This window comes from Kocuria sp. UBA5001 (assembly GCF_002398425.1).
Classification (GTDB): Bacteria; Actinomycetota; Actinomycetes; order Actinomycetales; family Micrococcaceae; genus Kocuria; species Kocuria salsicia.
In genome coordinates this window covers 270,658-283,548 of the sequence record NZ_DGYR01000009.1, presented here as the reverse complement: position 1 = coordinate 283,548, position 12,891 = coordinate 270,658, and the positions used below count along the sequence as shown (strand labels likewise).

The following is a 12,891-nucleotide window of genomic DNA, read 5'->3' as shown; positions in this document are numbered from 1 at the left end:
GCTACTGCTGCGCGGTCAGTCGCTCGGCGGCCTTCGCGTTGTTCCGCTCGATCAGACCGAACAGCACGCGGTAGACCACCAGACCCACGAGGGTGACGCCCACCAGGAACCACAGGATGGTGGAGAAGTAGTCCCCCTGGGCGGAACCGCCCACGCTCAGCCCCGCGAACCAGGTGGGCTTCGAGGACATCAGCATCGCCGTGTAGGCCACCCCGATCGGGAAGGCCACGTTGATCACGAGGTTGTAGAAGCCCACGGCCACGCCGGACTTCGCCGCGGGCATGAGCAGCAGCGCGCTGGACATCAGCGGTGCGTAGAGCAGGCCGAAGCCCACCGAGAACATGGCCATCGCCACCACCATGGCCACCACGGACACGTTGATGAACACCCCGGCCACCGCGAGCGCGAGCGCGAGCAGGCACAGCGCCAGGGTCACGGCCTGCCTGGAGTCCAGCCGTCGGCTCACCGCACCGGACATCGCCGCCGTGGACGCGCCCAGCACGTAGCCGGGAATGGTGAGCAGCGAGACCTTGTCCATGGCCATGCCGTGCACTCCGTGGATCGCGAAGGGGAACAGGAACACGAATGCCAGGTTGACCGAGTAGATGATGAACACGATCACCAGGGCGCTGATGTACGGCCGGTTGGTGAAGAAGGAGGCGTCGACGAGCGCACGGGAGTTGGTGCGCACGTGGTGCACGAACAGCACGGTGGCCACCACCACGGGGATCCACCACCACCACGTGAAGTCCTGCATGAACATGATCAGCCCGGTGGCGATGACACCCACCAGGAACAGTCCGTACACGTCCACGCCGGAGCTCGTGTGCTCGACATCGTCCGGCACGCGGGTCCTGATGAACGGCAGGGAGAGCACGATCAGCAGCGGGATCAGGAACATCCACGTCCAGGACACGTACGTCGCCAGGAAGCCCGAGACCAGCGTCCCGATGAGCGAGGCGAGCTGGAAGGACATGTTGGAGAAGCCCAGGTACTTCTTCAGCTCCACGCCCTGGAAGTGCTTGGTCACGTAGACCACGTAGAGGGTCTCCGCGGCGGCGAGGCCTGCCGTCTGGACCACCCGGCCCACGAGTACCACGCCGAAGGACGCGGATCCCACGAAGCCGATCACGGAGCCCACCACGATCAGCCCGAGGCTCAGGTACAGCAGCTTGCGAATGGCCACGGAGTCCGCGAGCGCGGAGTAGACCACGGCACCAATGCCGATCAGCACGCCCGTGAGGGTGGCCTGCAGGCTCACGGTGGACTCGCTCAGGGACAGCGCCGCGGCCATGGGCTGGGACGTGAACTTGAAGCCCTGGTCCACCACCAGGCAGAAGATGAACAGGAACAGCAGGACGGGCACGGCGCGGATTCACGCCTGTCGTGGGGCGACCCGCCGCGGCGGGCGTGCCGTTGGCGGGGACTGCGGCCGCCGGGGTCGAGGCGGCGCTCTCGGGACCGGCGCCCGACGCGAGGTCCGGAGTCTTCTCGGGGTGATTCATCTCGTTCACAGCTCCGTCACCGTTGCGGCCAGCTCGATCATCTGCGCGAAGCCCGTCTGGCGCTGCTCTGGCGTCATCTTCTCGTGAGTCACCAGGTTGTCCGAGACCGTGAACATCGCCAGGGCCTCAACGCCGGCCGCGGCCGCGTTGGCGTAGAGCCCCGCGGTCTCCATCTCCACGGCGAGCACACCCATTCGCGCCCACCGTGTGGTGGTGTCGTCCTGCGCGTGGTAGAAGGTGTCCGAGGAGACCACGTTGCCCGCGTGGACGGGGATCCCCCGGTCCTCGGCGGCACGGTGCACGTGGTTCAGCAGCCGGAAGGATCCGGTGGGTGCCCACGTGCCGGGCAGGTCGAACTGCGCCAGGTAGTTGGAGTCGGTGGAGGCCGCCTGCGCGAGCACGAGGTCGTTGAGCGCCAGGTCCTCCGTGAGCCCCCCGCAGGAGCCGATGCGCACCAGCCTGGTGCAACCGAAAACGTGGATCAGCTCCCAGCTGTACAGCGCGATGGAGGGGATCCCCATCCCGGTGCCCATGACGGAGAGCTCTCGCCCCTGGTAGGTCCCGGTGTAGCCGAGCATGTTGCGCACGGAGTTGAACTGCACGACGTCCTCGAGGAACGTGTCGGCAATGAACTTCGCCCGCAGCGGGTCTCCGGGAAGCAGGATCCTCTCGGCGATCGGGCGCCCTGCGGGTTGATGTGCGGTGTGGATGTCGCTGACAAGCGGTCCTCCTCGGGTCGGTCCGCGACGGGTCCGGACGAGTTCGGGGCAACGACGACGCCGTCGGATCCCCTGGGGTCGCACCGTCTGCGGTGGGCGGTGGCGCTGCCGTCATTGTGGCACGTCAGGGGCGCGGAGAACTGCGCGGGCACGGGGCCGGAGCGCGGTGCGCCGCGGTCCGGTTCAGAGGTCCAGACGGTCCGACCACCGGGGCCCGTAGCCCCGCAGGATCAGGGTGCGCGGCTCGTCGCCGTCCTGCTCCTCCCCATCCCACTCGTCGGTGAGCGCCCGCAGCGCCTGCGCCACGGCCCCGTCCACGACGTCGCCGTCGTGGTCGCCCTCGACCTCGCCCCCATGCTGCTGGTAGGACAGTGCGGGCGCAGCTGGGTGCTCCCCCACCGCGGGCAGGACGCCCTGCGGCCGCACGAAGTCCACGACCAGCCGGGAGTCGCTGAGGTGCTCCACCTTGGAGGTGCCCCACTCGACCACCGTCACGCACGTGTCCAGCGTGTCCTCGAGGTCGATCGTGTCGATGTCCGCGGCGGTGTCCAGCCGGTAGGCGTCCACGTGCACGAGGTCCGGGCCGCCAGGGCGAGGACCGTCCGGGAGGTTGGGGTGGCGCCGGCTGAGCACGAACGTGGGCGAGATGATCCCCTCCCGCACGCCCAGGCCATGGCCCAGGCCCTGGGTGAAGGTTGTCTTGCCCGCCCCGAGCTCGCCGTTGAGCATCACGAGGTCCCCCGCGTGCAGGTGCGGAGCGAGCCGCTCGGCGATCCCCCGGGTGTCCTCGGCACCGCCCGGGTGCAGGGTGAGCGTCCAGTTGGGCTGCTCGAAGGCCTCCCCGCCCGAGACGCGCGTGGGGCGGGGGTCCTGCGGCAGGCTGTGGGCGGCCAGCGCGCTCGCGCTGCGGGAGACCGTCACGTCCCCCAGCGTCAGGTGGCTGTGGCTCGTGTACTCCCGGGGCACGCGCGGGGAGATCCGCGTGACCACCTCGTAGTTGATGGTTCCCGCGGCGTCCGCCCACTCGGTCACGGAGGGGTGGTCGCCCGCGCCGAAGAGCACGGCCTCGTCCCCCACGTGCACGAGCGGGTCCACGGCCTCGTCGAGCACCGGCTGCCCCGCGGGCACGCCCTCCGGGGTGACCGCGCGCCCCAGTGCGAGGTCCACCACGCACTGGTCCATCGCGATCCGCCCCACCACGGGGTACACCCGGCCGCCGATGCGCACCGGGGCGCCCGTGGCCACGCGGGGCACGCCGTCCGCATACCCCAGGGGAATCAGCGCCAGGTGCGTGTCCCTGGCGGTGCGGTAGCTCAGCCCGTAGGAGACGCCGCTGTCCCGGGGCACGGCCTTCACATTGGCCACGCGGGCGCGCAGCGTCATGGCGGGGATCAGCCCGAAGTCCTGGGGCGTGCGGTCCTCGAACGGGCTCAGGCCGTAGAGGCCCAGGCCCACGCGCACGGCGTCCCGGAGCATGGAGTCCGGGTCCGCGAGCTGCTCCGCGGAGAGCAGGCCGGGGGTGTTGGCTGCGTGCACGAGCGAGGGAGCGAGCCCGGCGCCGCGAGCAGTTCTCACCGCCTCGTTGAGGGCGTCGAGCTGCTCCTGCGTCTCGGGACGGCCCGGATCGTCCGCCACGGCAAGGTGGGTGAAGACCCCCTCCACGGTGAGCAGGCCCTCCTGCTGGGCGCGGGCCGCGCGCGCCACGAGCTCCGGCCACTGCTCGGGGGTGGCACCGTTGCGGCCGAGTCCCGAGTCGAGCTTCAGGTGCACCACCGCGGTGGTCCCGGTACGCCGGGCCGCCTGCAGCACGGCGTCGAACTCCCAGCCGCTCACCCCCAGGCGGACGTCCCGGTACAGCGCCTCGTCAAAGTCCGTGGACATCGTGTGCAGCCACGCGATCACGGGCGCGGTGATCCCCGCGTCGCGCAGCGCCACGGCTTCGGAGACGTGCGCCGTGCCCAGCATGTGCGCACCCGCGGCGAGCGCCGTGCGCGCCACCTCCGGCGCACCGTGGCCGTAGGCGTCCGCCTTGACCACCGCGATCAGTTTCCGGCCCCGGGCGAGCTGCGTGAGCCTCACCACGTTGTGCCACACGGCGGAGAGATCCACCACGGCACTGCGCTCGCTGGGTTCCTGGGGCTGCCACGACGTCATCACACTCACGCACCCCATTGTGCCCTGCCGTGACCGGACCGCATTCTTCGACCGCCCGTGCAACGGGCGACGACGCCGTGCCCGGACGGTGCGCCGGTAGGCTGGTCGCGTGCCCCACCCCGATCCGCGCCACGTCCTGCTGCTCAGCATGCACACCTCTCCCGTGGACCAGCCCGGGTCCGGGGACGCCGGAGGGTTGAACGTCTACGTGTGGCACCTCGCGCGCGCCCTCGCCCAGGCGGGCTGGCGCGTGGACATGGCCACCCTGGACCGGGACCCGGCCCACGGCGCCGGAGTCCGGAGCGCCACGGTGGCGGACGGCGTGCGGCTGCTCACCGTGGCCCTGCCCGGTGCCGCGCGGACCCCCAAGTCCGGCCTGCCGGGGTTCGCTCCGCGGTTCGGCCGGGCGCTGGCCGCCCACTACGACCGCGATGGGGCCTCTCCGGATGTGCTGCACGCCCACTACTGGCTCTCCGGGGTCGCCGCGCTCGAGACCGCGGCGGCAGTCCAGGCCGCACGTGGCAGGGACGTCCCCGTGGTGCTCACACTGCACACCTCCGCCGCCGCCAAGAACCTGCGCGCGGGGCCGGACGAGGTCCCCGAGCCCCGCGAGCGCGAGGACTCCGAGCGGGATCTCGTCGCCCGCGCCTGCCACACCATCGTGAACACACCCGCGGAGCGGGAGCAGGTCGTGGAGCTCTACGGCGCGCGGCCCGAGCGGGTGGTCGTGATCCCTCCGGGCGTGGACACCACCGTCTTCCACCCGGGCGCCGCCCATGCGGCCGCCGGCCCGTCGGAGCGGGGCTCGGACCGGGACTCCGCTGCTCGCGCCCACCCCTTCACCGTGCTGTGCGCCGGTCGGGTCCAGCCGCTGAAGGGCCAGCAGGTCCTCGTGCGCGCCCTGGGGCTGCTGCGGCGCGAGCACCCGGAGTCCCCGGTCCGGCTGGTCCTCGCAGGGGTGGGGGCGCCCGAGTTTCTGGACCGGCTGCACGAGCTTGCGGCAGAGGAGGGCGTGACGGACGCCGTGCAGTTCCTCGGCTCCCTGCCCCGCCCGGAGCTCGCAGGGCTCATGGGAGCGGTGGACGCCGTCGCCGTACCTTCCTCGTCCGAGACGTTCGGCCTCGTGGCCGTCGAGGCGCAGGCGTGCGGGACCCCCGTCATGGCCACGGACGTGGACGGGCTGCGCTACGCGGTGCGTGACGGCGAAACCGGCTGGCTCGTGCCCGGCCGGGACCCCGCGGACTGGGCGAGAGCCATGCACCGCGCGGCGAGCGAGCCGCGGCTCTGGGGGGCGATGTCCCCCGCCGCGCAGGCTCGCGCGCAGGAGCTGACCTGGGACGACGTCGCCGCGGCTCACGCCCGCACGTACCTCGCCTGTGCGCGGCCCGCTCCCAGCGCCTAAACTCCCACGTGTGACCACCGCGTACCTGAGCCGTGACGCCCTCGCCCGCTACCTGGACCGTTCCCGCATCACCGGGGCCGTCGCCACGCCCCGCGAGGCCAACCTCCGCAACATCCAGGGGTTCCTGGACGGGGACCAGCACCAGTACATGGGTGTGGTGCGCACCCGGGACTGGGACTGGGACTCCGTCTTCGAGCTCATGCGGGAGCGCGTGGGCATCAACGAAGACCCCTCCTACGCCGAGGGTCAGGACTCCATCTCCGCGCAGCTGTGCGTGGCCGCACTGGACTCGTACGCGGAGATCTTCAGCCAGGCCGTGCAGGGCCGCAAGCGCCTGCTCTTCGCCACCGGCCACCCCGCCGGGCTCGCACCCGTCTACGCCCGCCTCGCGCGCGTGGCCAGGGCCTCCGGCGCCCGCGTCATCCGCGTGGACGAGGCGTTGCCCTTCGAGGACGGGGACGTCCGGCAGGTCGAGGACGTCGTGATGGTCGAGCAGTACGGCGGCTTGCGCCACACCCATTTCCCCGATCCCATGCGCCTCGTGCTGGAGCACCTCGAGGAGCAGGGGCGCGAGGCCCCGGACCTCGTGGTCGCGGACCACGGCATGGCCGGTGAGGCCGGCTCCCGGGCGGGCCTGCCCGCCATCGCCATCGGCGACTGCAATGACCCCGGGGTCTTCGTCGCCGAGGCACAGGACCAGCTGCGGGTGGTCGTGCCCATGGACGACAACGTGGCGCCGCACCTCTACGACCCGCTCGTGGACTACGTCATCTCCCGCGCCGGACTCGCGGGCCAGGACAGGGCCTGAGCACCACCACGACGACGGCGCCCGTTCCCCCTAGCACGGGGCGGGCGCCGTCGGCGTACGGGCACCGTCGTCGTATGGGTTTTGCGCGGCGGGGGCAACCGGGTCGGTTCACAGTGCGAGCAGCGCCTCCACGAGCAGCCCCGCGGCGACCACCAGGAACACGATGCCCGAGACCATCTCCACCTCGACGGTGCGCTCCCTGAAGAGACTGGCGAGCCGGGGAATCGAGCCGGCCCAGGCCACGGCCAGGAACCACACGAGTCCCACGGCCACGAGCAGGCCCAGCACCGCGAGGCCCTCCCACCACAGGATGTCCGAGGGGACCACGGAGCCGAAGAGTGCCACGAAGAACACCACCGCCTTGGCGTTGGCCAGGTTGGTGACCGTGCCCTGCGCCGCCGCGCGCCACGGTGTGAGGTCTGAGGTGCCCAGGAAGCCGACCGTTCGGCTCTGCTCCGCGAACTCCTCCTGCAGGGCGGCGTCCTCCGCGAGCATCGGATCCGTGGCGGCGTCCCCGGCATGCCCGCGCGCCGTACGCTCCGCCAGCCCGCCGCGCAGCGAACCGTAGCCCATCCGGGCGAGGAACAGGGCCCCGGCGATCTGCACGACCAGTTTGAGGACGTGGTTGCCGCTGATCAGCACCGTGACGCCCATGAGCGAGAGCGTGATCCACGTGGCGTTGCCCACCATGATCCCAAGAGCCGTGAACAGCGCGTTGCGCCGCGTGGAGAGGAAGGCGTTGCGCAGGATCAGGAAGATGTCCGGACCGGGGATCACGATCCCGGCGACCCACAGCCCGAGCAGAGCGGCGTACTGCGCGCCGCTCACGCGTGCTTGGACGCGGTGGCCGCACCCCAGATGTTGACGTCCGCGTCCGTGACGAGCTCGTCAATGCGACGCAGCTCGTCAGCGCTGAACGCCAGGTTGCGCACCGCGCGGGCAGAGTCCTCGAGCTGCCGGGCGGAGGACGCCCCCACGAGCGCGGACGTGACCTGCCCCTGCTCCTGCGGGCGGAGCACCCAGGCAATGGCCATCTGCGCGAGGGTCTGGTCCCGGTCCCGTGCCATCGAGTTCAGCTCGCGGACGCTCTCCAGAGTCTGCTGCGTCAACCACTCCGGGTTGAGCGAGGACTGCGCGGCGGCCCGCGAACCTTCCGGAACGCCATTGAGGTACTTGTCCGTGAGCATGCCCTGGGCCAGAGGGGAGAACGCAATGGAACCCATGCCGCACTCGGCGAGCGCCGCGAGCAGGTTCTTTCCGCCCGCCCCGGCCACGGGCTCCTCGACCCACCGGTTGAGCACGGAGTAGGAGGGCTGGTGGATCAGCAACGGCGTGCCCAGATCCCGCATGATGCGCTGGGCCTCCAGGGTGAGGTCCGCGCTGTAGGAGGACACGCCCACGTAGCTCGCCCTGCCCGAGCGCACGATGTGGTCCAGTGCCCGCATCGTCTCCTCGAGCGGGGTCTCCTGGTCCGGACGGTGGTGGTAGAAGATGTCCACCCGGTCCAGGCCCATGCGCTGCAGGGACTGGTCCAGCGAGTCCACGAGGTACTTCCGCGATCCGCCCACGCCCCCGTACGGGCCCGGCCACATGTTCCAGCCGGCCTTGGAGGAAATGACGAGCTCCTGCCGGTAGCGGGCGAAGTCCTCGCGTATGATGCGCCCGAAGTTCAGCTCTGCGGAACCGGCCGGCGGACCGTAGTTGTTGGCGAGGTCGAAGTGCGTGATGCCCAGGTCGAAGGCACGGCGCAGCGTCTCGCGCATCCCCGCCACGGGCTTGTCGTCCCCGAAGTTGTGCCACAGCCCCAGGGAGATCGCGGGCAGCTTCAGCCCGGAGTCCCCCACGCGCCGGTACGGCATGGTCTCGTAGCGGTTCTCGGCCGCGGTCCACACGGAGCCCTCACCATATGTCAGCATGGCTCCCAGTGTGCCACTGCGGCGGCAGCCCCGTGCACAACGACGGCGCGCGGCCCCGGAAGGGTGCCACACCGCGTCCTCTGCGGGGCGCGGTCAGCTCAGACGCGCAGCACGGCCGCCGTCTCCGGGGCCAGCCGCACGGTGCCGTCCGCGCCCGGCTCGGGCTGCGCGCCGCTCGCGAAGAGCAGCTGCGGCTCGTCCCCGCCCATCAGCGGGAGGTTCCTCGGCTCGTCCGAGAGGTTGATGGCGACGACGACGCCGTGCACGGACTCGGGCTCGCTCATCCGCTTGAGCACGAACCACTGCTCGGAGTCACTCGCCTGGGTGGCCGCGGTTTCCCAGTTCTGGTCCGTCAGCTCGGGGGTCTCACCGCGCAGCGCGATCAGGTCCCGGTAGGCCCGCAGGATCCGCTCGTGGTCCCCGCGGTGCACCTCGTCCCAGTTCAGCTTGGAGCGCTCGAACGTCGCTGGGTCCTGGGGGTCCGGGACGGTGTCGTGGTCCCACGCCATCTGTGCGAACTCCGCCTTGCGGCCCTTCGCCACGGCCTCTCCCAGCTCCGGCTCGGGGTGCGCGGTGAAGAACTGCCAGGGGGTGCTCGCCCCGTACTCCTCCCCCATGAACAGCATGGGGGTGAAGGGCTGGGCCAGCAGCCACGTGGCGGCGGCGATCGCGCGGTCCACGCTCATGGACTGGTTCATGCGGTCGCCGGCTGCCCGGTTGCCCACCTGGTCGTGGTTCTGCAGGAACGTGACGAACTGGTAGGGGCGCTGCTCCACGGGGTCGATCTCCCGGCCGTGGGAGCGGCCGCGGAACGTGGAGTACGTCCCGTTGTGGAAGTACGCGGTGTGCATCGTCTTCTCGAGGGCGTGCAGGGACGCGAAGTCCCCGTAGTAGCCCTGGGTCTCGCCGGTGAACGCGGTGTGCGCGGCGTGGTGGACGTCGTCCAGCCACTGCGCGTCCATGCCCAGACCGTGGCGGTGCGTGGCCGCGATCATGCGGGGGTCGTTGAGGTCCGACTCCGCAATGGTCACCAGGTCCTTGCCGGTGCGCTGCGCCTCCTCGGCCACGCGCTCGGCGATCTCCTCGAGGATGTGTTTCGCGCTGGAGTCCGCGAGGGCGTGCACGGCATCCAGACGGAAGCCGTCCACGTGGTACTCGCGCAACCACATGGTCACGTTGTCCAAGATGTACTCGCGCACCCCGTCCGCGCCCCAGCCGTCCAGGTTGATGAGGTCTCCCCAGCTGGATGCCCCGGGCTTGAAGTAGTCCGCGAACAGGGGCAGGTAGTTCCCGCTCGGGCCCAGGTGGTTGTAGACCACGTCCTGGATCACGGACAGGCCCTTGGCGTGGCACGCGTCCACGAAGCGCTGGTAGGCCGCCGGTCCGCCGTAGGACTCGTCCACGGTGTACCAGGCGACGCCGTCGTAGCCCCAGTTGTGGTCCCCGTTGAAGCCGTTGACGGGCAACAGCTCCACGCCGGTGACGCCCAGCTCCACCAGGTGGTCGAGACGCCCGATCGCCGAGTCCAGCGTGCCCTCGGGGGTGAACGTCCCCGGGTGCAGCTCGTAGAGCACGGAGTCCTTGAGCGGACGGGGCCGCCACTCGGCGTCGTGCCACTGGTACTCGTCCGGGTCGAACGTGCACGAGAGCTCGTGCACGCCCTGAGGCTGACGCCGCGAGCGCGGGTCCGGCAGCACCTGGGAGACCTGCGCGCGCTCCTCGGGGGTGCCCTCGTCGAAGACCTTGCCCAGGATGTAGCCGTAGCGCACGGTGCCCTGGGGGGCGGCGTCGTCGTCGGGCAGCGTCCACCAGCCGGGGCGCTGCGCGAGACCCACCATGGGGTGGTCCTCGCCCTCGATGCGGACGGTCACGGTGCGGGCGTGGGGTGCCCACACGTCGAAGCGGTGGTCTGAGCTCATGGGTCAGTCGTCCTTCCTGCGCAGGATGGCCGCGGGGTAGGTGGTCAGGAGGTCGGCGAGATGGATCCCGTTCCCGGGGGTCGCCGTGAACTCGCGGCGGGTGAGGATGTCCTCCCACGTGCCTGCGGGCAGGTCCACGGTCTCGTCCGTGAATCCGCCCGCTGCGGCGAGGGTCGCGGGGAAACGGGTGACCACGGTGGCCGCGCCGCCGCGGTCGTAGCCCAGGGCGTGCTCGGCCAGCGCGCCCCGCACGGTCAGCGGCGTGTAGTCCGCGAAGAGTTCAGGTCGCTCACGGCGCAGCCGCAGCACCCGGGACGTCAGCAGCATGCGGGCGGCGCCCGTGCCGTCCACGGGCGGCGTGGCGTGCTCGGTGCCCGGCGCGGCGGCGTCGAGCTCCGTGAGCAGGGTGTCGAGCGCGGCGAAGTCCACCGGACGGCGGTTGTCGGGGTCCACGAGCGAGGGCTCCCACAGTTCCTGGCCCTGGTAGACGTCCGGGACGCCGGGCAGGGTCAGCTGCAGCGCGGTGGCCGCGAGCGCGTTGGCCCATCCGGGCCCCTCGAGCCGCGCGACGCAGCCCTCCACGACGCCGCGGGCGCCCGGGTCCGTGAGCACGAGGTCGATGAACCGGGTGAGATCCGCCTCGAACTCCTCGTCCCCGTCCACCCACGCGGTGGAGACGGACGCCTCCCGCACGGCCTTCATGGCGTAGTCGACGGCGCGGTCCCGCTCGATGGGCCACGCACCCACCAGGGCCTGCAGCACGAGGTTCACGGCGGGCCCGTCCGCCAGCGTCAGACCGGCCTCCCGACCGGTTGCAACCAGTGTGTCCACCGTCTCGGACCACGCGCGGGTGTCCTCGGCGAGCACGGTGATCCGCGCGCGGACCGCCGCGGACCGCTTGGTGTCGTGGGTGGTGAGCGCGTTCATGGTCAGCGGGCTCTCGCGCTGCCGCCGGGCGGCCTCCTCGTGGAAGGTCTCCGGGGCCATGGAGAAGACCGAGGGGTCACCGCCCACCTCGGTGAGGGACGTGAGCTGGGTGTAGCGGTAGAACGCGGTGTCCTCCACGCCCTTGGCCATCACCATGCCGGAGGTCTGCTGGAAGCGCCGGGCCACCTCGGTGAGGTTCTCGGTGTGTGCCGCGTCCGCGCCGAGTACCCGGGCGAGGTCCGTGAGGACGTCCGAGAGCTCGGGCCGGGCCTGCCGTGCGGCGGCCACGGCCTCGGTCAGGTGCTCCGCCCCCTCGGGGAGGTAGGTGCGGTAGACCGGGAAGTTCGAGAGGATCTCGGCGAGCCCGTCGTAGGCCACCTCGTCCCCGTGGCCGACGTCCTCAGGCAGCTCCCGCACGAGCCGGTGCACCTCCGCGGCCAGCCCGGCGTCCGCCATGCGGCGCTTGGTGCCGTGGATCAGCTCGTCCCAGCGCACGGGCTCCCCTCCGCGCAGCCGGGTGTCCAGGGAGGCGAGCTCATAGTGCCCGCGCGGATCGGTCAGCACGCGGTCGATCCAGCCCAGCGAGTCGTAGCCCGTGGTGCCCGCGGTGCGCCAGCCGCCCGGGAGGTACTCCCCCGGTTCGAGGATCTTCTCCACCACGGTCCACGCCCCACCCGTGAGCTCGGCGAGCTTCTCCAGGTAGTCCTGAGGGTCCCGCACGCCGTCCGGGTGGTCGATCCGCAGCCCGTCCACGAGGCCCTCGCGGAACCAGCGGGAGACCTCGGTGTGGGAGGCATCGAAGACCTCGCCGTCCTCCACGCGCACGCCCGCCAGGGTGGCCACCGTGAAGAAGCGGCGGTAGTTCAGCTCCGAGTCCCCGCGGCGCCAGTTGACCAGTTCGTAGTGCTGCCGACCGTGCACCTCCGCGGGGTCCTCTCCCTCGCGCCAGGTGCCCTCAGCCAGGGGGTAGAAGTTGTCGTAGTAGTGCAGCGTGCCGTCCTCGATGGTGAGCGCGGAGAGGTCCTCGTCCCCGTCGCCCAGCACCGGAAGCAGCACCTTGCCCCCGCCGGCCGCCCAGTCGACGTCGAACGCGTCCGCGTAGCGGCTGTCCCGGCCCTCGGCCAGGAGGTCCCACCACCACGGGTTCTGCTCCGGTGCGGCCACGCCCTGGTGGTTGGGGACGATGTCCACGACGACGCCCAGCCCCGCCGCGTGGGCGGCCTCCGAGAGCGCTGTCAGGCCCTCGGAGCCTCCGCGTTCGGGGTCCACCTCGGTGGGATCCACCACGTCGTAGCCGTGGTCGGAGCCACTCGTCGCACGCAGGATGGGCGAGAGGTAGACCCAGTCCGCGCCGAGGCGCCTGATGTAGGGAACCAGCTCCGCGGCGCGGTGGAGGTCCTGCCCGGACGTGATTTGAAGGCGGTACGTGGAAGTGGGTGTCAGCACCCTTCCAGTCTTGCCGAGTCCGCCCGCTCGTGCCAGTCCGTCCGCCCGGGGCGAGAGAACCACCGCCACAGGGGGCGAGGAACGCGCCGCCCACC

Annotated in this window: 9 protein-coding genes; 2 read left to right on the top strand and 7 right to left on the bottom strand. The window is 71.3% G+C overall.

Annotated elements, in window-relative coordinates; all coding sequences use genetic code 11:
* Position 1: 1 nt before the first annotated feature.
* From B3G12_RS05285 to alr, 3 genes are all read right to left on the bottom strand, one after another.
* A complete protein-coding gene (locus B3G12_RS05285) occupies positions 2-1,366 on the bottom strand; it encodes an MFS transporter (RefSeq protein ID WP_260983307.1) in 1,365 nt (454 codons plus the stop codon).
* 144 nt (positions 1,367-1,510) lie between these two features.
* A complete protein-coding gene (gene deoD, locus B3G12_RS05280) occupies positions 1,511-2,308 on the bottom strand; it encodes a purine-nucleoside phosphorylase (RefSeq protein ID WP_422653747.1) in 798 nt (265 codons plus the stop codon).
* A gap of 99 nt (positions 2,309-2,407) precedes the next feature.
* Entirely contained in the window at positions 2,408-4,378 is a 1,971-nt protein-coding gene (gene alr, locus B3G12_RS05275; RefSeq protein ID WP_290499713.1) for an alanine racemase, read from the bottom strand.
* Positions 4,379-4,487: 109 nt separating this feature from the next.
* Here alr and B3G12_RS05270 point away from each other — a divergent pair, with 109 nt between their 5' ends.
* Both B3G12_RS05270 and B3G12_RS05265 read left to right on the top strand, forming a co-directional pair.
* Positions 4,488-5,780 (top strand): glycosyltransferase, encoded by a 1,293-nt coding sequence (locus B3G12_RS05270; RefSeq protein WP_290499483.1) that lies wholly within the window; start codon positions 4,488-4,490, stop codon positions 5,778-5,780.
* A 10-nt stretch (positions 5,781-5,790) separates the two neighbouring features.
* Positions 5,791-6,588 (top strand): phosphatase, encoded by a 798-nt coding sequence (locus tag B3G12_RS05265; RefSeq protein ID WP_290499481.1) that lies wholly within the window; start codon positions 5,791-5,793, stop codon positions 6,586-6,588.
* 108 nt (positions 6,589-6,696) lie between these two features.
* Here the strand turns inward: B3G12_RS05265 and B3G12_RS05260 are convergent, their stop codons facing one another.
* The 4 genes from B3G12_RS05260 to treY form a co-directional block, all read right to left on the bottom strand.
* Positions 6,697-7,416 carry a LysE family translocator gene (locus B3G12_RS05260; protein WP_290499479.1) on the bottom strand — a complete coding sequence of 240 codons (720 nt, stop codon included), beginning with the start codon at positions 7,414-7,416 and terminating at the stop codon, positions 6,697-6,699.
* Positions 7,413-8,504 (bottom strand): L-glyceraldehyde 3-phosphate reductase, encoded by a 1,092-nt coding sequence (gene mgrA, locus B3G12_RS05255; RefSeq protein ID WP_290499477.1) that lies wholly within the window; start codon positions 8,502-8,504, stop codon positions 7,413-7,415. Before mgrA ends, B3G12_RS05260 begins: the two co-directional genes overlap by 4 nt.
* A 98-nt stretch (positions 8,505-8,602) precedes the next feature.
* Positions 8,603-10,423: a malto-oligosyltrehalose trehalohydrolase gene (treZ, locus tag B3G12_RS05250; protein ID WP_144941822.1), complete on the bottom strand. Its 1,821-nt coding sequence runs from the start codon at positions 10,421-10,423 to the stop codon at positions 8,603-8,605.
* A 3-nt stretch (positions 10,424-10,426) separates the two neighbouring features.
* On the bottom strand, positions 10,427-12,796 hold the full coding sequence (treY, locus tag B3G12_RS05245; protein WP_290499474.1) for a malto-oligosyltrehalose synthase: 2,370 nt from the start codon (positions 12,794-12,796) through the stop codon (positions 10,427-10,429).
* Between the last annotated feature and the right edge of the window lie 95 nt (positions 12,797-12,891).

Excerpts from the sequence above, each read along its gene's own strand:
- alr (WP_290499713.1), bottom strand. The coding sequence starts at position 4,378 with ATGACGTCGTGGCAGCCCCAGGAACCCAGCGAGCGCAGTGCCGTGGTG.
- mgrA (WP_290499477.1), bottom strand. The coding sequence starts at position 8,504 with ATGCTGACATATGGTGAGGGCTCCGTGTGGACCGCGGCCGAGAACCGC.
- treZ (WP_144941822.1), bottom strand. The coding sequence starts at position 10,423 with ATGAGCTCAGACCACCGCTTCGACGTGTGGGCACCCCACGCCCGCACC.